This window comes from Bradyrhizobium sp. WSM4874 (assembly GCF_055811835.1).
The window spans coordinates 51,113-73,029 of sequence record NZ_JBVVPR010000010.1; the positions used below are offsets into that span (position 1 = coordinate 51,113).

Here is a 21,917-nt window from a genome sequence, read left to right on the forward strand (position 1 = left end):
TTCGCTCGCGTGTCCGGATGCGGCGCAACCGATACGCCGCATCCGGACGACCGCGCCTTAGTTCTTGCTCTTGTCGACCAGCGCGCCCTTCTTGATCCAGGGCATCATGTCGCGCAGCTTGGCGCCGACTTCCTCGATCGGGTGCTCGGCGAGCTTGGCGCGAGTCGCCTTGAACGAGGTCTGGTTGACCTTGTTCTCGAGCATCCAGTCGCGGGCGAACTTGCCGGACTGGATGTCGTTCAGAACCCGCTTCATCTCCTTCTTGGTCTCGTCGGTGACGATGCGCGGACCGGTGACGTACTCGCCGTACTCGGCGGTGTTGGAGATCGAGTAGTTCATGTTGGCGATGCCGCCTTCATAGATCAGGTCGACGATCAGCTTCACCTCGTGCAGGCACTCGAAATAGGCCATCTCCGGCGCGTAGCCGGCTTCGACCAGCGTCTCGTAGCCGCCCTTGATCAGCTCGACCAAGCCGCCGCAGAGCACCACCTGCTCGCCGAACAAGTCGGTCTCGCACTCTTCCTTGAAGGTGGTCTCGATGATGCCGGCACGGCCGCCGCCGACGGCGGAGGCGTAGGACAGGCCGAGGTCGTGGGCGTTACCCGAGACGTCCTTGGCGATCGCGATCAGGCAGGGCACGCCGCCGCCGCGCTGATACTCCGAGCGCACCGTGTGGCCAGGGCCCTTCGGCGCGATCATGAGAACGTCGAGGTCGGCGCGCGGGTCGAGCAGGTTGAAGTGGACGTTGAGACCGTGCGCGAAGACGAGAGCCGCGCCCTTCTTCATGTTGTCGTGCAGGTGCTCGCGGTAGATGTCGCCCTGGAGTTCGTCCGGGGTCAGCATCATGACCAGATCGGCCCATTTGGCGGCCTCGGCGACTTCCATCACCTTGAAACCGGCAGCTTCCGCCTTCTTGGCCGAGGCCGAACCCTTGCGGAGCGCAATCGCCACGTCCTTGACGCCGGAATCCTTCAGGTTCAGCGCATGGGCGTGGCCCTGGCTGCCATAGCCGACGATGACGACCTTCTTGCCCTTGATCAGGTTCAGGTCGGCGTCGCGATCATAATAAACACGCATGGTCGTTTCCTCGTTCAGGGGCCGGAATCGGCCGTTGGTCAGGTCTTGTCAGTCAGGTCTCGGATGGTGAAATTTGGGGATTTCGGGGGCTGTCTAGAGCATTTTGCGTCCCCTGGGAAACCCGTTTCTGCATGGAAAACCGGGGCATCATGCATCCATGACCACGGGGTAGAGCGACGCCAGTAGCAGGATCGCCATCAGGAGGTTGAAGGCGCGGACCATCCGGACGGAGGTCAGGACCGGCCGCAGTGCGGTGCCGAAGAAGGCCCAGACCACCGTCGAGACCGTGCCGACGAGCAGGCTGATCAAGGTCTGGATTGCGATGTTGAGCGGGAATTGGGCGATAGCCGCATAGGCGGTGATAGTGCCGATCACGATCACCCAGCCTTTTGCGTTGATCCATTGGAACATGGCGGCCCCCAGGAAGGTCATCGGGCCGCGGCCGTCTCCCTCGCCCGGCTTGGCCGGACCCGAGAAAGCGATCACGGCGGCCAGGTAGAGCAGGTAGGCGGCGCCGGCATATTTCAAGATGGTCTGCAGGATCGGATAGGCCAGGAACACCGTGCCAAGCCCGAGGCCGACCGCTGCAATCATGAAGGCGAAGCCGATAACGACGCCGGCGATGTGGGGAATGGTGCGCCGGAAGCCATAGGTCAGCCCCGAGGACAGCAACATAATGTTGTTCGGCCCAGGCGTGAAATACATCACGGCCATGAAGGCGAGGAAGCCATACAGCAGCGATTGGGACATGCTCACCTCACGCGGCCTTCGGCTGTGGTTTTCTGGAGTACCGCCTCGGGGCGCTTCGCCAGCACCATCACCGCGATACCGCCGATCACCGTGAGCATGCCGGCAAGGCGCAGCGGACCGAACCGCTCGCCGAACACGATGCTGGACGCGGCCGATCCGACGAACGGCACCAGCAGCGCGAATGGCACCACTTGCGCGGGGGGATAGTCACGCAGCAGCCGACCCCACAGCCAATAGGCGATGCTCGTGGAGATGCCGCCGATCAACAGCAGGCAAATGAGACCGGTGAGCGACATGTGGATCAGCGACTGCCAGGTCGGCGTCGGTCCATTGACGACCAGCGTGAGCGCGAACAGCGGGACCGCGGTGGCGAGGCACAACCAGGCGAACAGATCGAACATCGGCACGCCGCGGGCGCCGCGCAACAGGATATTGCCGACCGCAAAGCTGACCGGCGCGATCATCAGCACGGCGAACGCACCGACGCTGAAATCATAGCCGACCGTGCCGCAGATCATCAAAAGACCGATTGCTGCGATGACGATGCCCAGCGTCTGCACCGGCGTCGGCCGCTCGCCGAATGCGATCGCGGCAAAGCCGATCGTAAACAGTGCCTGGCTCTGCACGACGACGCTGGTCAGCCCCACCGGCACGCCATGGGCGATGCCATAGGCCTGGCTCAGAAACTGGCCGAGGAACAGTGTGAAGCTGATCGCGATCAGGAGCGACCAGGCGACCTTCGGCTTACGAATGAACAGGCACGGGACCGCGGCAATGGTGAAGCGCATCGCTGTCATCAGCTCCGGCGAAAACTCGTCGAGCGCGATCCGGCTTGCCACGAAGGCAAGCCCCCAGATGATCGCCACCAGGATGGCGATGAGGATGTCGGCCGGCTTCATTGTCGTTTCCGGTTCTGCTCTGTCGTGCAGCCCTGCTTGTTGTTCTGGTCGAGCCGCTTGCCGGCCGTTACGTGGAAGAATTGGGTTTCCGCAGCAGATAAGTGCCGTGCATCGGGGCGTGATAATCGGCCGAGACCATCGAGAAGCCGACGTCGGTCAGCATCCGCTCCATGACCCAGCCAAAAGTTGAATACTCGTCGCGCATGTGGGTGACGACGCTTTCACGCGGGACATCGTGGTTCTTGATCTCAAAGTCGGCCCATTGCTCGACGTCGCGCTCGACGGCGTCGGGCATCGAGGCGTAGACGATGTCGCGCAAATAGAACGTGGCACCGGGCTTGAGCGCGCGATAGATCCGCGACATGGCCACCGCCTTCCAGAAATCCGGCAGATGGTGCAGCGTGAACTCGCTGACGATCAGGTCATAGGATTCCGGCCGGTAGGCGAAGCTGAGCAGGCCGGCGGACTGCGTGCGCACGGGCGCCTTGCGGTCGCGCGCGTAGATCTCGGCGAGCGCCAGCATCGCGGGCGAGATGTCGATGGCGTCGACCTCGGCGCCCATCAGCGCAGCCTCGGTCGCGAGCACGCCGTTGCCGCAACCGATGTCGGCAATGCGCCAGCCGCGCTGGACTCCGAGCATTTTCAGCGCGGCGCGCGCCCGTAGATCGGCATCGTCGTGACTGTCGTAGATCGAGGCCACTGCAGGCCCGATCCCCATCCGGTTCCGCTCGTTGTAATACCAGTCGCGCGCCAGCATGGCTCACATTCCTTCAGGCCCGCGACCGATCGCGGCAACACCGGTGCGCGACACTTCGACGAGGCCAAGCGGACGCATCAGGTCGATAAACTGATTGATCTTGTCGGTATTGCCTGTGATCTCGAACACAAAGCTCTCGGTGGTGGCGTCGATCACGCGGGCGCGGAACGCGTCCGCCAGCCGCAGCGCCTCGACGCGATGCTCGCCCTGCCCGCGCACCTTGACCATCGCCAGCTCGCGCTCGATCGAGCGCTTGGTCAGCGTCATGTCGACGACGCGATAGACCGGGATCATGCGGTCGAGCTGATGCTTGATCTGCTCGATGACCATCGGCGTACCCGTGGTGACGATGGTGATGCGCGAGAGATGCTTCTGGCTTTCGGTCTCCGAGACCGTGAGGCTCTCGATGTTGTAGCCGCGCCCCGAGAACAGGCCGATGACGCGCGCGAGCACGCCGGGCTCGTTCTGCACGAGCACCGAAAGCGTGTGCGTCTCGTTCGGGTCGTGGCGCTCCTCGATGAAATAGGCGGATGCGGGCTGGTTCATTGTCGTCCCCTTCATTCTCGTCGTTACGCCGTCGCCCGATGAGCGACCGGCGCATCCGTTCCGACCCAACCGCGGAACAGATCGAAATCGATATTGCCGCCGGACAGCACGAGACCGACGCGCTTGCCCGACAATCTTTTCTTTTCCTGAAGCGCCGCAGCGAGCGCGGCGGCGCCGGCGCCTTCGGCGAGATTGTGCGTGTCGGTCCAGAGCGCACGGATCGCGAGCGCGATCTCATCGTCCGTCACCTGGACGATACGCGAGGCGCCCTTGAGGATGACCGCGAGCGCTTCCGGATCGGGAATCCGCGTCGCCATGCCGTCCGCGAGCGTGTTGCTGGTCTCGGTCGTCACGACGTGGCCCGCCGCAAACGACAGCGCGTAGGACGGCGCCTCGGTCGACTGCACGCCGACGATCTCGGTCTTCAGGCCGAGCAGATCGCGCGCCATGATGCAGCCGCAGATCCCCGAGCCTTGCCCGATCGGCACATAGAGGATGTCGAGATCCGGCGCGGCCCGGAACAATTCGAGCGCATAGGTCGCCACGCCCAGCACCAGGTCCGTATGGAACGACGGCACCATGTGCAGCCCGGCAAACTGCGCGTGGCGTCCGGCTTCCTCGCGTGCGGCCTGAAAGTCCTCGCCATGCTCAACGAGCTCGGCGCCAAACGCCTTCATCGCCCGGTTCTTCTCAACCGAATTGCCGCGCGGCACATAAATCACGGCAGGCACGCCATGGCGGCTCGCCGCAAAGGCGAGGCTCTGGCCATGATTGCCGCGCGTCGCCGAAATGATGCCCGGAATGTTCGGCCGTTCGCGCTTCAGCCGATCGAGATAGACGAGCCCGCCGCGCACCTTGAAGGCGCCCGTCGGCGTGTGGTTCTCGTGCTTGACCAGAACTTGCGTGCCGAGCCGCTCGGCGAGCAGCGGCCAGGCGTGCGCCGGCGTTGCCGGCACCGCCTGCCCCACGATCGCATGTGCGCGTTCGAGCTCCTTCAGGTCGAACATTTTACCTTCCCATCAACCATCTCTCGCGACTGTCATCCCCGCGAAGGCGGGGATCCAGTATTCCAGAGGCCCCCGAGGACGATCGAGAGGCCGCGGCGTACTGGATCGCCCGGTCAGGCCGGGCGATGACAGCTGAATTTGTGACGATCACGCTCACACCAGCGCCTTGCCGCCGGCGAACGCCTTTGCGGTGGCTTCGTCGTTCGCCTGCTCCGGCAACAGCATCTCGTTGTGCGCCTTGCCGGAGGGAATCATCGGGAAACAGTTTTCGAGCGACGCGACGCGGCAGTCGAACAGCACCGGGCGCTTGACCGAGATCATCTCCTGGATGGCGCCGTCGAGATCGCCGGGCTTGTGCACCTGGATGCCGACCCCGCCATAGGCTTCCGCGAGCTTGACGAAGTCCGGCATCGCCTCCGAGTAGGAATGCGACAGGCGGTTGCCATGGAGCAGCTGCTGCCACTGCCGCACCATGCCCATGTATTGGTTGTTCAGGATGAAGATCTTGATCGGCAGCTCGTACTGCACCGCCGTCGACATCTCCTGCATCGTCATCTGCACCGAGGCATCCCCCGCGATGTCGATGACGAGGCTGTCGGGATGGGCAACCTGCACGCCGACCGCGGCCGGCAAGCCGTAGCCCATGGTGCCGAGACCGCCCGAGGTCATCCAGCGATGCGGCTCCTCGAAGCCGTAGAACTGCGCGGCCCACATCTGATGCTGGCCGACCTCGGTGGTGATGTAGGTGTCCTTGCCGCGGGTCGCCTCGAACAGGCTCTGGATCGCATGCTGCGGCAGGATGACGTCGTTGCTCTTCCTGTAATAGAGCGAGTTGCGGGCGCGCCACTGCGCGATCTGCTGCCACCACGCCTTGATGTCGGGCTTCTTCGCCTCCGCCTTGAACACCTGGAGTATGTCGCCGAGGATGTTGCCGCAGTCGCCGATGATCGGCACGTCGACGCGGATGTTCTTGTTGATCGAGGACGGGTCGATGTCGATGTGGATCTTCTTCGAGCCCGGCGAGAACGCGTCGACGCGGCCGGTGATGCGATCGTCGAAGCGCGCGCCGACGCACAGCATGACGTCGCAATCATGCATGGTCATGTTGGCTTCGTAGGTGCCGTGCATGCCGAGCATGCCGAGCCAGCTCTTGCCCGACGCGGGATAGGCGCCGAGGCCCATCAGGGTCGAGGTGATCGGGAAACCGGTGACCTCGACCAATTCGCGCAGCAGCCTGGTTGCCTCGGGGCCGGAATTGATCACGCCGCCGCCGCTGTAGATCACGGGGCGCTTGGCGCCTGCGAGCAGGGCCACGGCCTTGCGGATCTGCGTCGCATCGCCCTTCACCCGCGGCGCGTAGGAGCGATGCACGTCGGACTTGCGCGGCGGATGATAGGTGCCGGTCGCGAACTGCACGTCCTTGGGCACGTCGACGAGCACCGGACCCGGTCGACCCGTGGTCGCAACGTAAAACGCCTCGTGCAGCACCTTTGCGAGATCGTTGACGTCGCGCACCAGCCAGTTGTGTTTGGTGCAGGGGCGCGTGATGCCGACGGTGTCGCATTCCTGGAACGCGTCGTTGCCGATCAGATGCGTCGGCACCTGGCCGGAGATGCAAACCAGCGGGATCGAGTCCATCAACGCGTCGGTGAGCGGCGTCACCATGTTGGTGGCGCCGGGACCGGAGGTCACCAGTGCGACGCCCGGCCTGCCGGTCGAACGCGCATAGCCCTCGGCGGCGTGGCCCGCGCCCTGCTCGTGGCGAACCAGGATGTGCTGGACTTCGCTCTGCTGAAAGATCTCGTCGTAGATCGGGAGCACCGCGCCGCCGGGATAGCCGAAAATGTCGGTCACGCCATGATCGATGAGCGCGCGGACGATCATCGCGGCGCCGGTCATCTGGTTCGGATCGTGGCTCTTGTCGCTCATTGGCTTGCTCCGGATGCGCTGTTGTCAGCGGCTTCGTTCGTGTCGGTTCGGGAAATAAAAAAGGCCCCGAAGAGGGCCCCATGCACACCGCCTGTCATGTGGATGGCAGCTAGCCACCCCCGGCGGTGTGCCTGGGTACGACGGCGATAAGGAGTTTGGTAATAATATTACGCATGGCAGGTGCCCGGCTTCCCAAAGGTTGCGCGAAACATAGCGGCCAGCGCCCTGATGTCAAGGCAATGCGACCGTTCCCGCGCGATTTTGGCAGTGTAGCGGTGTTCCCAGGGTTGAGCGAGAGGTAAATTCGCGAACCGAGGCACAAAAGCGTGTCAGCCGGAGCCCCGTGCCGCATTCACCATCGCCGCCAGCCAGCCCTTCGTCTCCTCCGGCTTCACCCACTCGAATTCGGGCAATTGGTGCCGGAACCAGGTGAACTGCCGCTTGGCGTAGTGGCGGGTGTCGGCGCGGCCGATGGTGGCCGCCTGCTCCAGGCTGAGCTCACCGCGCAGATGCCGGATCAGGGCCGGCACACCATGAGCCTTCATCGCCGGCAGCAGCGGATCGAGATTTCGGGCGGCGAGACGCTCGACCTCGCGCAAGGCGCCAGCGCCCAGCATGGCGTCGAAGCGGGCGTCGATGCGGGCATAGAGCTCATCGCGCTCGGGCGCGATGAACACGGCGCGAAAACTGTCCTTCGGCAGCAGCGGCGGCTGGCCCTCATGGTGCCAGTCCAGCAACGAACGGCCGGTGGCTTCGACCACTTCGAGCGCGCGCGCGATGCGCGTGCGATCGCGCAGGTTCAATCGTTCGGCGGCTCGAGGATCGGCGGCTGCGAGTTCCGCGTGCAGCGCCTCCACGCCGTTCCGCTCCAGCCGCGCCCGAACGTCCTCGCGCACCTCGGCGGGAATTGGCGGTACCACGGAAAGGCCCGCCGTCAGCGCCTTGAAGTACAGCCCGGTGCCGCCGATGAAGATCGGCAGGCGGCCTTTGGCTTGCGCCTCTTCAAGCGCCTTCGCCGCGTCGCTCACCCAGGCACCAGCCGAAAAATTCACGGCCGCATCGACATGGCCGTACAGGCGATGAGGCACCTGCGCCTCGTCGCCATCTGTGGGACGCGCGGTGATGATGCGGAGGTCGCGGTAGACCTGCATGGAATCGGCATTGATCACGACCCCGCCCGCAGCGAGCGCAAGCTCCAGCGCCAGCGCCGACTTGCCGCTGGCGGTCGGGCCTGCGATAAGCACCGCCTTGCCAACATGCCTTCTGCCGACTTGCCCCTCGCTCACGAAAACCTCACATGTCCCTCGTCGCCACGCTGATCTGCAACCCGAATAATCCCGCGCTCGACTCGACCATCGTCGACGGCGCCCGCGCTGTGCTGCCTCAGGCAGCTCCCGCGCACTGGCTGTTCGACGGGGTTGCAGTCGATATCCCCTTCGGTGCCGACAGTAACCTCGAAGGCGACCGTCACGCCATCGAGCAGCGGCTCCGCGAGCTTCGCGGCGACCTGCCCATCGACATCGTCGTGCAGCCAGTCGGCTTCCGGCGCAAGAAGCTTTTTCTCGCCGACATGGATTCCACCATGATCGGCCAGGAATGCATCGACGAGCTCGCCGATTTCGTCGGCGTGAAGGCCCATGTGGCCGCCATCACCGAACGCGCGATGCGCGGCGAGGTCGAGTTCGAGCCGGCGCTGCGCGAGCGCGTCGCGCTGCTCAAGGACCTCCCCGCCAGTGCCGTCGACGAGGTGCTGGCGAAGCACATTACACTGACCCCGGGTGGCCGCGAACTGGTCGCGACCATGCGCGCCCATGGCGCCTATGCCTGTCTCGTCTCCGGCGGCTTCACGCTGTTCACCAGCGCGGTCGCCACCAGGATCGGCTTCCAGGAGAACCGCGCCAACGAGCTCGTGGTCCGCGACGGCAAGTTCACCGGCGAGGTGAAGGAGCCGATCTTGGGGCGCGCTGCAAAGCTCGCGACCCTGGTGGATCTGATGGAGTCGTTCGATCTCGACGACATCGACTCGCTGGCGGTCGGCGACGGCGCCAATGATCTCGCGATGATCCAGGCGGCGGGACTGGGCGTGGCGTATCATGCGAAGCCCGCGGTAGCCGCGGCGGCGGCGGCGCGGATCGACCATGGCGATCTCACCGCGCTGCTGTATGCGCAGGGGTATCGACGCGAGGAGTTCGTGGAGGCTTAGTCTCCTCTCCGCTGTCATCACCCGCGAAAGCGGGTGATCCAGTTTCCAGAGACAGGGCGAGGATACGGAAAAGCCGCGGCGTACTGGATGCCCCGCTTTCGCGGAGCATGACAGTGAACGTGTGGCGACTCGGTCCTTACTGCACGCTCAACGCCACGAAGCGCAGCTCGCCGTCGGCGTTCGACACCAGCAGCAGCACCGATTTCTTGCCGTCCTTCTTGAGCTGGTCGACCCGTTTCTGAATGTCGGCGCCGCTGGAAACGCCCTCCTGCGCGACTTCAACGATGACGTCGCCGGCAGAGAGGCGCTTCTCGGCGGCATCCGAATTGGCATCGACATTGGTGACGACAACGCCCTTGACGGTGTCCTTGATCTTGTAGCGTGCACGCAGATCCTTGCTCAGCGCCGCGAGATCGAGGCCGAGCGCCTTCTGTGTCACAGTCTTTTCAGGCGCGGGCTCGTCGGTCTTCACTGCGGCCTGCACCTTCTCGGGATCCTGCAACCGGCCGAGCGTGACCTTCTTGGTCTCCTCCTGACCCTTGCGGATGATGACGACGTCGACTTCCTTGCCGACCGCCGTGTCGGCGACCACGCGAGAGAGATCCTTGGGGTCCTTGACGTCCTTGCCGTCGAACTTGACGACGACGTCGCCGGGCTCGATGCCGGCCGGCTTGGCCGGGCCCTTGTCGTCGATGCCGGCAACCAGCGCACCGCGCGGCGGCTTGATGTTCAGGCTCTCGGCGATCTCGTCAGTGACGCTCTGGATGCGCACGCCCAGCCAGCCGCGGCGCAATTCGCCGAACTGGCGGAGCTGGTCGACGACACCCGCGACCGTCTTTGACGGTACGGCGAAGCCGATGCCGATCGAGCCGCCGGAGGGCGAGATGATCAGCGTGTTGACGCCGATGACGTCGCCATCGAGGTTGAACAGCGGACCGCCGGAATTGCCGCGATTGATGGAGGCGTCGGTCTGAATGTAGCTGTCATAGGGACCCGAGGAGATGTCACGGTTCTTCGCCGAGACGATACCGGCCGTCACGGTGCCGCCGAGGCTGAAAGGATTGCCGATCGCGACGACCCAGTCGCCGAGGCGCAGCTTGTCGGAATCGCCGAACTTCACCGACACCAACGGCTTCGACGGCTTGAACTTGAGCACGGCAAGGTCGGTCTTCTTGTCGACGCCGACCAGCTCGGCCTTGATCTTGGTGCCGTCGTTGAGGATGACGTTGATCTCGTCGGCGTCCGCGATGACGTGGTTGTTGGTGACGACGACGCCTGATGTGTCGATGATGAAGCCGCTTCCGAGCGAGTTGGTCTTGCGCGGCGCCGGGCTGTTCTCGCCGCCCTTGCTGCCGCCGCCGGGACCCTTGCGATTCTTGAAGAAGTCGTCGAAGAACTCCTCGAAGGGCGAACCGGGCGGCAATTGCGGCATGGCATTGCCGCCGCCCCCGCCCTTGGCTTCGACGGTCTGCGAGGTCGAGATGTTGACGACCGCGTCGATCACCTTTTCGGCGACGTCGGCGATGCCATCCGGTCCGCGCGCATAGGCCGGTGTGCCGAGTGCGCTGAAAACGCCAAAGGCGAGCGCGGCCAGCCCTAAGCGCAAACGGGTCGGGGCAATGGTGGCAGCGGTCATTGTGATCTCCAGGAAACAAGGATTCGACGTCAAGACTGCGCTCGAACGGGGGGACGGCGCAAGCGCGGACCTTAACGGGCCTCAAGACCCGGATAATAAGGCGAAAACCGGTCCCTCGCCTTCACTTTGGCGTTGGTGCGACGGTTAAATTGGACGTCGCATAACCCAGATCAGGATCAGGCCGGCCACGGCCGAACCAATGCCGACCGCCCGCAGGATATTGTCCGGTGTGGCCATCGCGCTTTTCATGGCCTTGCGCATCCAGGCCGGGCTTGCCGCGAACATCAAGCCTTCCAGCACGAACAGGATGCCCAAACCGATGAGGAAGTCGGTGAACGCAATGGACCTCATCGGATTGGAACCTCCCGTTGTGCTGTTCTTGTCTGGACGAAGGGCGGCCAGACCTGCCGCCCTTGTCTCACTTACGGCTTCGCCGGCGTCGTGGTCGCCGTCTTGCCGGACGGGTTACCAAAGAACCGGAAGAAATCCGAGTCCGGCCGCAGCAGGAAGCGGGTGTCGTTCGCGCGCAGCCCGGTCTCATAGGCCGCCATCGAGCGGTAGAACGCGAAGAAATCCGCATCCTTGCCGTAGGCTTCGGCGAACAGACGGTTGCGCTCGGCATCGCCGACGCCGCGCGTCTGCTCGGCCAGCGACCTTGCATCCGCCTCGATCACGGTCGCCTCGCGGTCGGCCTTGGAGCGGATCTCCTGTGCCTTCTGGCCGCCCTGCGCGCGGAACTCGGCGGCTTCGCGCTCGCGTTCCGTCTTCATGCGCAGATAGACCGCCTGACTGTTCTGCTCCGGCAAATCAGCACGGCGGATCCTGACGTCGACGACCTGGATGCCATAGCCGTCGGCCTCGTGGTCGAGTTGATCGCGGATGCGCTGCATCAGCTTCTCGCGGTCGTCGCGGACCACGTTGATGAAGGTGACCTCGCCGAGCACGCGGCGCAGCGCCGCGTTCAAGAGCGTGGTGAGCTGGATGTTGGCGGCCTGGATCGAGCCGATGCTCTGATAGAAGCGCAACGCGTCCTTGATGCGGTAACGCGCGAAGGCGTCGACCACGAGCCGCTTCTGGTCGGACGCGATCGCTTCCTGCGACGGGTTCTCCAGATCGAGGATGCGTTTATCGATGTTGATCACCGAATTCCACGGCGCCTTGAAGTGCAGGCCGGGAGCGGTGACGACGTCGACGGGCTTGCCGAACTGCAGCACGATGGTCTGCTCGGTCTGCGCCACCGTGAACAGGGACATGTAGCCCACGATCACGACGAGCAGGAGGCCGAGCAGCGTGGCGATGCCTGTAACCGGAGATCTCATCGGTTGCCTCCGGTCGTCTGCTGGCCGGTTGCAGGTGGCCGCTTGGTCGTCAATTCGCTGAGCGGCAGATAAGGCACGACACCCTGGCCCGACTGGCCGCCGTCATAGATCAGCTTTTCCGAGCCGCCGAGCACGCGCTCCATCGTCTCCAGATAAATCCGTTCACGCGTCACGTCGGGCGCCTTCTTGTATTCCTCGTAAACCTTCAGGAAGCGCGAGCTCTGGCCCTTGGCCTCGGCGACCGTCTGCTCCCTGTAGCCTTCGGCGGCCTGCATGATCTGCGCCGCACGTCCGCGTGCCTGCGGCACGACCTGGTTGGCATAGGTCTGCGCCTCGTTCTGCAGCTGCTCGAGGTTGGCGCGCGCCGCCTGGACGTCGCGGAAGGCGTCGATCACCTGAGCTGGCGGGTCGACCTTCTGCATCTGCACCTGGCTGATCTGAATGCCGGCGCCGTAGCTGTCCAGGGTCTTCTGGATCAGTTCCTGCACGCCCTGTTCGGTGACGTTCCGCGCGCCGGTCAGGATCGGCTGGATCTGCGAGCGGCCGATCACCTCGCGCATCGCGCTCTCGGCGACCGCCTTCACGGTGCCTTCGGGATTCTGGATGTTGAAGAGGAAATCACCGACGCCGTTGGGCTTGATGCGCCAGAGCACGGTGAAGTCGACGTCGACGATGTTCTCGTCGCCGGTCAGCATCAGGCTCTCTTCCGGCACGTCACGAATGGAGCGGCCGCGCCGTGCCGGATCGTCGATCAGCGTCATGCCGATGGAGATGGTGGAAACGCGCAATGCCTTTGGCAGCAGCACTGTCTCGATCGGGTAGGGCAGATGATAGTTCAGGCCGGGCTCCACGGTGCGGACATGCTTGCCGAAGCGCAGCACGACGCCGAGCTCTTCGGACTGCACCCGGAAGAAGCCCGACAGCAACCAGAACGCGACGATGAGCAGCACGATCAGCGTGATGCCGATGCCGGAGAAATAGCCACCCGGCATGATCTGCTGGAGGCGATCCTGGCCGCGCCGCAGAAGGTCTTCCAGATCCGGCGGCCTTGGCCCGACCGGTTGCGGGCCGTTGCCCCATGGTCCCTTCGGACCCGAGCCCCATGGGCCACCGCCCTGATTCTTCCACGGCATTCGACGCTCTCCTCGGCAGGGTGAAATTGCCCCCGCCCGCTTTGTCCGGTCCGGCTTTATAGGGGACAGGCAGGTCCCTTACAACGCAGCCCTCGCCGCCCTCCGAGCTAAGCTCGGGGGCAGAAAAGTCAATGTTAACATTGGCAAATGCGGTTAATGGCCCGCCCGCCGACGATATGTCACATAGGAGTAGTCGGTGCTGTCGTGGGGTCCGGCAGGATGACGGATGCGCTCAACCTCATCCCACTCGGCCCTGTCGATGTCGAAATGCGTGTCGCCTTCGGGGCGCGCATGCACTTCGGTGATTTCGAGACGATCGGCGCGATCGAGCCATTGCCGGTAGATTTCGGCACCGCCAATCACGGCGATCTCGGCGACCGAACGCCGCAGGGCATCGCCGCGCGCGATGGCGTCTGCCTCGGCGGTCGATGTGGTGGCGATGGCGCCAGCGGCGCGGTAATCCGCATCGCGCGTGACGACGATATTGGTGCGGCCCGGAAGCGGCCGGGGCAGGGATTCGAAGGTCCTGCGGCCCATGATCACAGGCTTGCCGATCGTGAGCGCCTTGAAGCGCGCCATGTCGGATTTCATTCGCCACGGCATCGCGTTGCCGGCGCCTATGACGCCGTTCTCCGCGATCGCGACGACGAAGACGATCTCCATCAGGTCGCGCTCCCGGCAAGCCGCGTCAGCGCAGGCCCGGTGACGCGGCACAGCGTCCAGTCATCAAGCATGACGGCACCGAGCGATTTGTAGAACGCGATCGACGGCGCGTTCCAGTCGAGCACCGCCCATTGCAGCCGCGACCAGCCGTTCTCGACGCATTCCCTGGCAAGGTACACGAGCAGAGCCTTGCCGAGGCCCCTGCCCCGATGCGACGGCCGCACATACAAATCTTCGAGACAGATGCCGTGGCGGCCGCTGAACGTCGAGAAATTCGCAAACCACACCGCGAAGCCGACCGGCTCGCCGTTCCACTCGGCGAGGGCGCAATGGAGTTGCGGTCGCCCGCCGAACAGTGCGTCGGCGATCATCGCCTCGGTCGCCTCGACCTCGTGCGAGAGCTTTTCGTAATCGGCGAGTTCGCGGATAAAAGCGAGAACCAGCCCGGCCTCACCGGGACGCACACGTCGGATGTTGAGCGACATCGGCTTCAGACCGCGACCGCGGCCTTGATGTGCGGATGCGGATCGTAGCCGACGAGCTCAAAGTCCTCGTAGCGGAAGGAGAAGATGTCCTTCACGTCGGGGTTGATCCGCATCACCGGCAGCGCCCGCGGCGCGCGGGTGAGCTGGAGCTTCGCCTGCTCCAGATGGTTGGAATAGAGATGGGTGTCACCGAACGAGTGCACGAAGTCGCCGGGCTTCAAGCCCGTGACCTGCGCCACCATCATGGTGAGCAGCGCGTAGGAGGCGATGTTGAAGGGCACGCCGAGGAACACGTCGGCCGAGCGCTGATAGAGCTGGCACGACAGCTTGCCGTTGGCGACGTAGAACTGGAACAGGCAGTGGCACGGCGGCAGCGCCATCTTGTCGACTTCGGCCGGATTCCAGGCCGAGACGATCAGGCGGCGCGAGTCCGGATTGCGCTTGATCATGTCGATCACGTTCGCGATCTGATCGATGCTGCGTCCGTCCGGCGCGGGCCAGGAGCGCCACTGATGGCCGTAGACGGGCCCGAGATCGCCATGGGCGTCGGCCCACTCGTCCCAGATGGTGACGCCGTTGTCGCGCAGATATTTGATGTTGGTATCGCCCTTCAGGAACCACAACAGCTCGTGCACGATCGCCTTCAGCGGCAGTCGCTTGGTGGTCAGCATCGGAAAACCGGCGGACAGGTTGAAGCGCATCTGATGGCCGAACACCGAGAGCGTGCCGGTGCCGGTCCGGTCGGTCTTTTCGGCGCCGTCTGAAAGAATCCGCTCGAGCAGGTCCTGATACTGGTGCATGTGCGTGAGCCTTTGGGGAGGCGGCGAATTTAGCGGCCGCCCCCGCGCTGCGACAGCGGCGATTCGCCATCCATACGCATTATACCCGGAAAAGTGAGCGTTCCCGGTGCAAACGACAAGGGGCGGAACTCAGCGTCCCGCCCCTCGTCTATCAGATTGATCCTGCTGGCTAACTTGCCAACTTGGGTTCGAGCCACGGCGCGCCCGACGCTGGGCGGGTCGCCCCCCTAGTTCTCGGATTCCGTGAACACCTCGTCGCGCTTGGCACGCAACGCGGGCAGCACCGTGAGCACCAGGAGGAAAGCCGCAATCGCGAGCAGCACGGCCGACAGCGGACGCGTCAGGAACACGCTCCAGTCGCCGCGCGAGATCAGCAGCGCACGGCGCAGGTTCTCTTCCATCAGCGGCCCCAGCACCATGCCGAGCAGCAGCGGCGCCGGCTCGAAATCGTGCTTGATCAGCCAGTAGCCGACCAGACCGAACACGCCTGCGAGGATGACGTCGACCGGCGCGTTGTTCACCGAGTAGATGCCGATCGCGCAGAAGATCACGATCGAGGGAAACATCAGCCGGTAAGGGACGCGCAACAGCCGCACCCAGATTCCGACCAGCGGCAGGTTGATAATGATCAGCATCAGATTGCCGATCCACATCGAGGCGATCATGCCCCAGACCAGCTCCGGCTGCTTCTGCATCACTTGCGGACCCGGCACGATGCCGTGAATGGTCATCGCGCCCACCATCAGCGCCATCACGGCGTTGGGCGGGATGCCGAGCGTCAGCAGCGGGATGAAGGAGGTCTGCGCCGCGGCGTTGTTGGCGCTTTCCGGCGCCGCCACGCCCTCGATCGCACCACGGCCGAACCGCGACGGGTTCTTGGCGATCTTCTTCTCGAGCGTGTAGGACGCAAAGGACGCGATGACCGCGCCGCCGCCCGGCAGGATGCCGAGAATCGAGCCGAGCACGGTGCCGCGCAGGATCGCAGGCGTCGAGTCGATCAGGTCCTTCCTGGTCGGCATCAGGCCGGTGATCTTCTGCTGCACGAGATCGCGGTTCATCTCGGCGCCGGCGTCGAGGTTGCGGATGATCTCGGCGAAGCCAAACACGCCCATCGCCACCGTCGCAAAGCCGAGACCGTCGGCAAGCTCCGGAATGTTGAACGCCATGCGCGAGGCGCCGGTCTCGATGTCGGAGCCGACCATCGACAGCATCAGGCCGAACACGATCATCGCGATCGCTTTCAGCACCGAGCCCTTGGCCAGCACCACCGCGAAGATCAGGCCGAGCACCATCAGCGAGAAATATTCGGCCGGACCGAACGCCAGTGCCAGCTTGGTCAGAGGCGCGCCGAGCACGGCGATAAGCACGGTCGCGACGCAGCCGGCGAAGAACGAACCGATCGCCGCGATCGCCAGCGCCGGGCCGGCACGGCCTTGCTTTGCCATCTGGTGGCCGTCGATTGCGGTGACGACCGAGGTCGCCTCACCGGGAATATTGACCAGGATCGAGGTGGTGGAGCCGCCGTACTGGGCGCCATAATAGATGCCGGCGAGCATGATCAGCGCGCCGACCGGCGGCAATCCGAACGTGATCGGCAGGAGCATCGCCACGGTTGCGACGGTGCCGATACCGGGCAGCACGCCGACCAGCGTGCCGACCAACGCACCAATCAGGCACATGAGAATATTGATCGAGATCGGGAGCGACAGACCGTAGAGCCACCAGGGTGACCACCACGAGATCTGAAACACCACACCGAAACCGAGGCCCAGATTGTGGAAGAGATCGAACATCACACTCTCACTGAACCAGGAAGCGCGGGAACATCGGCATCGGCAGGCCTAGCACGTAGGGGAAGAGCACCGCGCAGCCCAGCGTCAGGCAGGCGCCGACGATGAGCGCTTCGACCCAGCGCGTCTCATGCGTGCCCATCGCCGCGATCATGAAGCTTGCGAACGCCGTAACCACCACCCCGAGCGGACGAATCGCCAACGCGAAGAAGACGATCGAGACCATCACGAAGAGCGGCCCACGCCAGGCATAGTGCGCCATGCCGGGCCCGTCGGTCAGAAGTCCCGTCAACGCAATGCCGGCGCCGAGTGCGACGAGCAACCCGCCAAACATGCGCGGCGCCGTGCCGGCGCCAAAGGAGAAGCCCCGCATTCCCTGCAAGTCGCTGGAGGCCCACAGTGCGAACAAGGCGAGCGCCATCAGCACGATCCCGCCGACATAGTCCTGCGCCGACCTGATTGTCATGAAGATCGTGAGAATCGCCACCGCAAAGATCGGATAGGAATAGATCAGCGCCAGCAGCACATCGGATGACGCCTTCTTGGTGTCACCGCCGACCGCTCCGAGCAACGCGCCGGGCGCGCCCGCGAGCAGCGCCGTAGAGTGGCTGATCACGACGGTGGCCGGGCCGCGTCCCGCGCCCCAGCCAAAGAACGTCCCGAACGACCAGATGAATTCGAAAATCTGCGGCGCTACGGCCAGCAGACAAAAGCTGATCACCACCGAGGTGTTTCGGTTGGCTGTCGCCGAGTGGCCCATCGTATCGGCCATGCATGTCTCCTCCGCGACCCGCAAGCCACGAGCACTGTTGTTCTAATCGGCTGGAAATCGATCCCCCCGCCCGGATCACTGCCTAGCCATTTTCATTACACAATGCCAGCAAAACCCAACAAGCCCCCGACCAGCAAAATCCATAGTGGATTGATGCGCGAGATGGATGCGACCACTGCAACCGTCGCGGTCAGAAGCAGCGCAGCAAGCGTGCGATCGGTCGACTGGGCCAGGATCAGGGCGCTCGCCGCCATCAAGCCGATCGAGAGCGGAACCAGTGCAGCCTGGATCAGCCCCGGCCAGCGCGATTGGCTCGGCCGATTGAGGAGCCGGCTGACATAATAGGCAAGCAGCGCGGTGGGCAGGCACATGGCCAAGGTCGCCGCCAGAGCGCCAGGAATGCCGGCGACGGCATAGCCGATTAACGTGACGATAAGTACGTTCGGACCTGGTGAGAGCTGCGCGATCGCATAGGCGTCGGCGAACTGCTTGTCGGTCATCCAGTGATGCACATCGACCGCGATGCGGTGCATCTCGGGCACCGCCGCCGCGGCGCCGCCGACCGCGAACAGCGACATCAGACCGAAGGTCGAGATCAGGGCCCAGATCGGGTTCTCCGCGTTCATGCTGCTACCTTCCGCCCCATCAGAAAGGCAGTGCCGATACTGACGGGAATCGCGACCAAAAGCACGGTCTGGAGCGGCAGGCGAAGGACGCCGACGGCGAGGAATACGCCCAGCATCAGGATGAGCGCGACGGCGTCCAGCCGCTTGAGCAGCGGCGTCGCCATCCGGAAGACCACCGCGATCAAGAGGCCGACGGCCGCACAGGAAATGCCGGCGAGGATGCGGCGCAGCACCTCCACATCGCCGAACCGGGCGTAGATGATCGCGAGCACCGTCATGATCAGCGTGGGCGGCAGCAACAGACCCGCAAAGGCGGCGATGCCGCCGGCGATTCCGCGCAGCCGCGCGCCGAACACCATCGAGAGATTGACGATGTTGGGCCCGGGCAGGAAATGGCAGAGCGCAAAAGTCTCGTTGAATTCGTCCGCCGTCATCCAGCGGTGCTGCTCGACGATGGCCTGCCTGGCGAACACCAAAACCCCGCCGAAGCCCGCCAGCGACATCCGGGCGAAGGCCAGGAACAGCGCGAGCAGGCCCGGCGGAACGGCGCTGATGGCTGGACGGTCCGGCTCGTGATCTCGTTGTGGGGCAGCCGGTGCGGAATCCTCGGACATGTCAGGAGCTTAGAACGCCGGCCGGCGCGCGGCCAAGGCTGCCGGGAACCTATCCAAAGGGAACCTCGGAATGATCGCTCGAAACACCTGTTATTTGAAACCTTTGCCCCCTATATTGGGAGTGCCGGTTCGCCGGCTATGGAAATAAATGGTCGTCGCAATAAACCATTCGGACCCGGGGGCGGTACCCGGCGCCTCCACCAAAGCCCACCAGCGGGCTGGCCCTGAGGCGGGCTTTGGCGGGGGCGAAATAGGATCGACGAGGGCGTAAAGGGCGTTCTTTTTCTCGGTATTGTTCCGCCGTTATCGGGCTATGCAATAGTTGCCAACGACAACTTTGCTCCGGTTGCTCAGGCTGCGTAACGCAGTTTGAAAGACCATTCTGAAGTCCTAACGGGTTAAGCTCCGTTAGGCGGGGTTCGGAGGCACCTGGCAACAGAAGCCTCCACTTACCTCTTATTTCCTACCCCGCGGGGACTCCTGCTGACCCGTCAGGCGCGGTACTATTGCGGCTTGGCGAGTCGGGCCGGCAGGGCCCAGCTCCTGGAATGCAACAGGACCACCATGGCGACCGATCATATCCGATACGATGTGCTGGCCCGCGACGCACTGCGCGGCGTGTTGCGCAAGGTGCTGACCGACGCCGCGTCCCAGGGACTGCCCGGCGAGCATCATTTCTTCATCACCTTCGTGTCGAAGGCCGACGGCGTGAAATTGTCCTCACGGCTGCTGGCCCAATATCCCGAAGAGATGACGATCATCCTGCAGCACCAGTTCTGGGATCTGACCGTGCTCGAGGACCGTTTCGAGGTCGGCCTGTCCTTCGGCGGCATTCCGGAGCGGCTGATCGTGCCGTTCAGCGCCATCAAGAGCTTCCTCGATCCATCCGTGAAATTCGGCCTCCAGTTCGACACCTCCGATGTCGCCGACCTCTCGGCCGAGACATTGCCGGCCGCTCCCGCCCCGTCCGCGGTCGCGGTGCCCCCTGCCACTGAACCTGCGGAAGGCACTGAGGAGCCGGCGGCCCCGAACCAGGGCGGCGCCGAAGTCGTGCGCTTGGATCGTTTCCGCAAGAAATGATCTAGATCGGACTGGCGCCCGTCGCGGGCGGCCAAACTCCCTATATAGAGGCACATGAAGAGGCCGCGTGGCATTTCGCGCGGCGGAATGGATGTGCTCATGGCCAAAACTTCACTCTCGAAGACTTCCCGCTCGAAGGCTCCCCGCTCGAAGACCGACAGCTCCTCACGCCCGGCGACCCGCACCGAGACCGACAGCTTCGGCCCCATCGAGGTCCTCGCCGATCGTTATTGGGGGGCGCAGACCGAACGCTCGCGGCAGAATTTCCGCATCGGCATCGATCGCATGCCGATCTCGCTCGTGCGTGCGCTCGGCACCGTCAAGCTCGCCGCGGCGCAGTCCAACCAGGAGCTCGGTCTGCTCGACCAGCGCCGCGCCAATGCCATCATCCGCGCCGCGCGCGAGGTGATCGAGGGCAAGCTGGACGACCATTTTCCGCTGGTGGTGTGGCAGACCGGCTCGGGCACGCAGAGCAACATGAATCTCAACGAGGTCATCGCCAATCGCGCCAATGAGCTCCTGGGCGGCGAGCTCGGCGCCAAGAAGCCGGTGCATCCCAACGATCACGTCAACATGAGCCAGTCGTCGAACGACTCGTTCCCGACCGCGATGCATATCGCGGCGGCAAGCCGCATCACCGCCGATCTCGTCCCTGCCCTCGGCGAATTGCTGCGCGCGCTGCGCAAGAAGGAGAAGGAGTTCGCAAAGATCGTCAAGATCGGCCGCACCCACACCCAGGACGCGACGCCGCTGACGCTCGGCCAGGAATTTTCCGGCTATGCCGCACAGGTCGAAAGCGGCATCGCCCGGCTCAAGGTCGCGGTGAAGGAGCTCTATCCGCTGGCGCAGGGCGGCACCGCCGTCGGCACCGGCCTCAATTCGAAGCCGCGCTTTGCAAAACTGTTCGCAAAGCACGTTGCCGGGATTACCAAGCTGCCCTTCACCAGCGCCGCCAATAAATTCGAGGCGCTGGCCTCGAACGACGCCTATGTGCTGGCGCACGGCGCCATTAACTCGGTCGCGACAGGCCTGTTCAAGATCGCCAACGACATCCGCCTGCTCGGATCGGGTCCGCGTTCGGGCCTCGGCGAACTGATGCTGCCGGAGAACGAGCCGGGCTCCTCGATCATGCCGGGCAAGGTCAATCCGACGCAGTGCGAGGCGATGACGATGGTGTGCTGCCAAGTGTTCGGCAATCACACCACGATCACGGTCGCCGGCAGCCAGGGCCATTTCGAGCTCAACGTCTACAAGCCCGTGCTGGCATACAACATGCTGCACTCGATCCGGCTGATGGCGGACGCCGCGCGCTCCTTCACCGAGCATTGCGTCAGCGGCATCCGCGCCGACGAGAAGCGCATCAGGGAACTGATGCAGCGTTCGCTGATGCTGGTGACGGCGCTCGCCCCCAAGATCGGCTACGACAACGCGGCCAAGGTGGCCAAGACGGCGCATGCCAACGGCACCACGCTGAAGGAAGAGGCGCTGCGGCTCGGCTTCGTCTCGGCGGAGGAGTTCGACCGCCTGGTGCGCCCCGAGAAGATGACCAGCCCGGGATAATTCCGAATTCCGATAGCCATCCGTAATGATACGGAGCCCCTAGCTCCATTAAATGTAGGGCTTAAAGGACGGGATTTGATTACCGTCAATGTCGCGGCGGGATTGCGTGTTACGCAGCCCCTCCGCCCCCACGGGGCGGAATTCATCGTTTGATGGCCCAAGGGTCGATTGACGAGGACAAGCGAATGACGATCAAGTCTCATTGGGCGCAGTGCGGCGCACAGTTTCTGAATGTTTCATCCTGCCCACGGAGGATCGGATGATGGAGACG

General features: G+C 64.2%; 22 protein-coding genes and 1 other RNA gene. 4 read left to right on the plus strand and 19 right to left on the minus strand.

The window, feature by feature from the left end:
• Positions 1-57: 57 nt before the first annotated feature.
• The 8 genes from ilvC to miaA form a co-directional block, all read right to left on the minus strand.
• Entirely contained in the window at positions 58-1,077 is a 1,020-nt protein-coding gene (ilvC, locus tag AC0L3P_RS12925) for a ketol-acid reductoisomerase (RefSeq protein ID WP_007600992.1), read from the minus strand.
• Positions 1,078-1,224: 147 nt separating this feature from the next.
• Positions 1,225-1,827: a LysE family translocator gene (locus AC0L3P_RS12930; protein ID WP_473302153.1), complete on the minus strand. Its 603-nt coding sequence runs from the start codon at positions 1,825-1,827 to the stop codon at positions 1,225-1,227.
• 2 nt (positions 1,828-1,829) lie between these two features.
• A complete protein-coding gene (locus tag AC0L3P_RS12935) occupies positions 1,830-2,726 on the minus strand; it encodes an EamA family transporter (protein ID WP_275173502.1) in 897 nt (298 codons plus the stop codon).
• A gap of 67 nt (positions 2,727-2,793) precedes the next feature.
• Positions 2,794-3,483, minus strand: a complete 690-nt coding sequence (locus AC0L3P_RS12940) for a class I SAM-dependent methyltransferase (RefSeq protein WP_473302154.1) — start codon at positions 3,481-3,483, stop codon at positions 2,794-2,796.
• 3 nt (positions 3,484-3,486) lie between these two features.
• Positions 3,487-4,029 (minus strand): acetolactate synthase small subunit, encoded by a 543-nt coding sequence (gene ilvN / locus AC0L3P_RS12945; RefSeq protein WP_007613340.1) that lies wholly within the window; start codon positions 4,027-4,029, stop codon positions 3,487-3,489.
• Between the two features lie 23 nt (positions 4,030-4,052).
• Entirely contained in the window at positions 4,053-5,036 is a 984-nt protein-coding gene (locus AC0L3P_RS12950) for a threonine dehydratase (protein ID WP_354060679.1), read from the minus strand.
• A 153-nt stretch (positions 5,037-5,189) separates the two neighbouring features.
• Entirely contained in the window at positions 5,190-6,965 is a 1,776-nt protein-coding gene (locus AC0L3P_RS12955; RefSeq protein ID WP_027570800.1) for an acetolactate synthase 3 large subunit, read from the minus strand.
• A 329-nt stretch (positions 6,966-7,294) separates the two neighbouring features.
• A complete protein-coding gene (miaA, locus tag AC0L3P_RS12960; RefSeq protein WP_275173500.1) occupies positions 7,295-8,251 on the minus strand; it encodes a tRNA (adenosine(37)-N6)-dimethylallyltransferase MiaA in 957 nt (318 codons plus the stop codon).
• 11 nt (positions 8,252-8,262) lie between these two features.
• On the opposite strand from miaA, the gene serB reads away from it, so the two are divergent.
• A complete protein-coding gene (gene serB, locus AC0L3P_RS12965) occupies positions 8,263-9,168 on the plus strand; it encodes a phosphoserine phosphatase SerB (RefSeq protein ID WP_275173499.1) in 906 nt (301 codons plus the stop codon).
• Positions 9,169-9,304: 136 nt separating this feature from the next.
• Here the strand turns inward: serB and AC0L3P_RS12970 are convergent, their stop codons facing one another.
• The 11 genes from AC0L3P_RS12970 to AC0L3P_RS13020 all read right to left on the minus strand — a co-directional run bounded on the left by AC0L3P_RS12970 (position 9,305) and on the right by AC0L3P_RS13020 (position 19,006).
• Positions 9,305-10,804: a Do family serine endopeptidase gene (locus AC0L3P_RS12970; RefSeq protein ID WP_354060674.1), complete on the minus strand. Its 1,500-nt coding sequence runs from the start codon at positions 10,802-10,804 to the stop codon at positions 9,305-9,307.
• Between the two features lie 144 nt (positions 10,805-10,948).
• Complete coding sequence (locus tag AC0L3P_RS12975; protein ID WP_275173497.1) at positions 10,949-11,155, minus strand: DUF2065 domain-containing protein; 207 nt, start codon at positions 11,153-11,155, stop codon at positions 10,949-10,951.
• A 71-nt stretch (positions 11,156-11,226) separates the two neighbouring features.
• Complete coding sequence (hflC, locus tag AC0L3P_RS12980) at positions 11,227-12,123, minus strand: protease modulator HflC (RefSeq protein WP_275173496.1); 897 nt, start codon at positions 12,121-12,123, stop codon at positions 11,227-11,229.
• The gene (gene hflK, locus AC0L3P_RS12985) at positions 12,120-13,256 is read right to left on the minus strand and encodes an FtsH protease activity modulator HflK (protein WP_027570796.1); all 1,137 of its coding nucleotides are present in this window, start codon (positions 13,254-13,256) and stop codon (positions 12,120-12,122) included. Before hflK ends, hflC begins: the two co-directional genes overlap by 4 nt.
• Positions 13,257-13,409: 153 nt before the next feature.
• Positions 13,410-13,919: a dihydrofolate reductase gene (locus AC0L3P_RS12990; protein WP_473302155.1), complete on the minus strand. Its 510-nt coding sequence runs from the start codon at positions 13,917-13,919 to the stop codon at positions 13,410-13,412.
• Positions 13,919-14,404 (minus strand): GNAT family N-acetyltransferase, encoded by a 486-nt coding sequence (locus AC0L3P_RS12995; RefSeq protein ID WP_473302156.1) that lies wholly within the window; start codon positions 14,402-14,404, stop codon positions 13,919-13,921. Before AC0L3P_RS12995 ends, AC0L3P_RS12990 begins: the two co-directional genes overlap by 1 nt.
• A 5-nt stretch (positions 14,405-14,409) precedes the next feature.
• Complete coding sequence (locus AC0L3P_RS13000) at positions 14,410-15,204, minus strand: thymidylate synthase (RefSeq protein ID WP_354060667.1); 795 nt, start codon at positions 15,202-15,204, stop codon at positions 14,410-14,412.
• 227 nt (positions 15,205-15,431) lie between these two features.
• A complete protein-coding gene (locus AC0L3P_RS13005) occupies positions 15,432-16,997 on the minus strand; it encodes a tripartite tricarboxylate transporter permease (RefSeq protein WP_275173492.1) in 1,566 nt (521 codons plus the stop codon).
• Between the two features lie 7 nt (positions 16,998-17,004).
• A complete protein-coding gene (locus AC0L3P_RS13010) occupies positions 17,005-17,766 on the minus strand; it encodes a tripartite tricarboxylate transporter TctB family protein (protein ID WP_473302157.1) in 762 nt (253 codons plus the stop codon).
• 95 nt (positions 17,767-17,861) lie between these two features.
• Positions 17,862-18,392, minus strand: coding sequence for a chromate transporter (locus AC0L3P_RS13015; RefSeq protein WP_354205459.1), 531 nt, complete (start codon positions 18,390-18,392; stop codon positions 17,862-17,864).
• Positions 18,389-19,006: a chromate transporter gene (locus AC0L3P_RS13020; RefSeq protein WP_473302158.1), complete on the minus strand. Its 618-nt coding sequence runs from the start codon at positions 19,004-19,006 to the stop codon at positions 18,389-18,391. Before AC0L3P_RS13020 ends, AC0L3P_RS13015 begins: the two co-directional genes overlap by 4 nt.
• Before the next feature lie 84 nt (positions 19,007-19,090).
• On the opposite strand from AC0L3P_RS13020, the gene ssrA reads away from it, so the two are divergent.
• From ssrA to fumC, 3 genes are all read left to right on the plus strand, one after another.
• Positions 19,091-19,456: a transfer-messenger RNA gene (gene ssrA, locus AC0L3P_RS13025) on the plus strand.
• 114 nt (positions 19,457-19,570) lie between these two features.
• A complete protein-coding gene (locus AC0L3P_RS13030; RefSeq protein ID WP_354205455.1) occupies positions 19,571-20,086 on the plus strand; it encodes an SspB family protein in 516 nt (171 codons plus the stop codon).
• 87 nt (positions 20,087-20,173) lie between these two features.
• The gene (gene fumC, locus AC0L3P_RS13035) at positions 20,174-21,646 is read left to right on the plus strand and encodes a class II fumarate hydratase (protein WP_473302240.1); all 1,473 of its coding nucleotides are present in this window, start codon (positions 20,174-20,176) and stop codon (positions 21,644-21,646) included.
• The last annotated feature ends 271 nt before the right edge of the window (positions 21,647-21,917 follow it).

Excerpts from the sequence above, each read along its gene's own strand:
- ilvC (WP_007600992.1), bottom strand. The coding sequence starts at position 1,077 with ATGCGTGTTTATTATGATCGCGACGCCGACCTGAACCTGATCAAGGGC.
- AC0L3P_RS12930 (WP_473302153.1), bottom strand. The coding sequence starts at position 1,827 with ATGTCCCAATCGCTGCTGTATGGCTTCCTCGCCTTCATGGCCGTGATG.
- AC0L3P_RS12935 (WP_275173502.1), bottom strand. The coding sequence starts at position 2,726 with ATGAAGCCGGCCGACATCCTCATCGCCATCCTGGTGGCGATCATCTGG.
- AC0L3P_RS12940 (WP_473302154.1), bottom strand. The coding sequence starts at position 3,483 with ATGCTGGCGCGCGACTGGTATTACAACGAGCGGAACCGGATGGGGATC.
- ilvN (WP_007613340.1), bottom strand. The coding sequence starts at position 4,029 with ATGAACCAGCCCGCATCCGCCTATTTCATCGAGGAGCGCCACGACCCG.
- AC0L3P_RS12950 (WP_354060679.1), bottom strand. The coding sequence starts at position 5,036 with ATGTTCGACCTGAAGGAGCTCGAACGCGCACATGCGATCGTGGGGCAG.
- AC0L3P_RS12955 (WP_027570800.1), bottom strand. The coding sequence starts at position 6,965 with ATGAGCGACAAGAGCCACGATCCGAACCAGATGACCGGCGCCGCGATG.
- serB (WP_275173499.1), top strand. The coding sequence starts at position 8,263 with ATGTCCCTCGTCGCCACGCTGATCTGCAACCCGAATAATCCCGCGCTC.
- AC0L3P_RS12970 (WP_354060674.1), bottom strand. The coding sequence starts at position 10,804 with ATGACCGCTGCCACCATTGCCCCGACCCGTTTGCGCTTAGGGCTGGCC.
- AC0L3P_RS12975 (WP_275173497.1), bottom strand. The coding sequence starts at position 11,155 with ATGAGGTCCATTGCGTTCACCGACTTCCTCATCGGTTTGGGCATCCTG.
- hflC (WP_275173496.1), bottom strand. The coding sequence starts at position 12,123 with ATGAGATCTCCGGTTACAGGCATCGCCACGCTGCTCGGCCTCCTGCTC.
- hflK (WP_027570796.1), bottom strand. The coding sequence starts at position 13,256 with ATGCCGTGGAAGAATCAGGGCGGTGGCCCATGGGGCTCGGGTCCGAAG.
- AC0L3P_RS12990 (WP_473302155.1), bottom strand. The coding sequence starts at position 13,919 with ATGGAGATCGTCTTCGTCGTCGCGATCGCGGAGAACGGCGTCATAGGC.
- AC0L3P_RS12995 (WP_473302156.1), bottom strand. The coding sequence starts at position 14,404 with ATGTCGCTCAACATCCGACGTGTGCGTCCCGGTGAGGCCGGGCTGGTT.
- AC0L3P_RS13000 (WP_354060667.1), bottom strand. The coding sequence starts at position 15,204 with ATGCACCAGTATCAGGACCTGCTCGAGCGGATTCTTTCAGACGGCGCC.
- AC0L3P_RS13005 (WP_275173492.1), bottom strand. The coding sequence starts at position 16,997 with ATGTTCGATCTCTTCCACAATCTGGGCCTCGGTTTCGGTGTGGTGTTT.
- AC0L3P_RS13010 (WP_473302157.1), bottom strand. The coding sequence starts at position 17,766 with ATGGCCGATACGATGGGCCACTCGGCGACAGCCAACCGAAACACCTCG.
- AC0L3P_RS13015 (WP_354205459.1), bottom strand. The coding sequence starts at position 18,392 with ATGAACGCGGAGAACCCGATCTGGGCCCTGATCTCGACCTTCGGTCTG.
- AC0L3P_RS13020 (WP_473302158.1), bottom strand. The coding sequence starts at position 19,006 with ATGTCCGAGGATTCCGCACCGGCTGCCCCACAACGAGATCACGAGCCG.
- AC0L3P_RS13030 (WP_354205455.1), top strand. The coding sequence starts at position 19,571 with ATGGCGACCGATCATATCCGATACGATGTGCTGGCCCGCGACGCACTG.
- fumC (WP_473302240.1), top strand. The coding sequence starts at position 20,174 with ATGGATGTGCTCATGGCCAAAACTTCACTCTCGAAGACTTCCCGCTCG.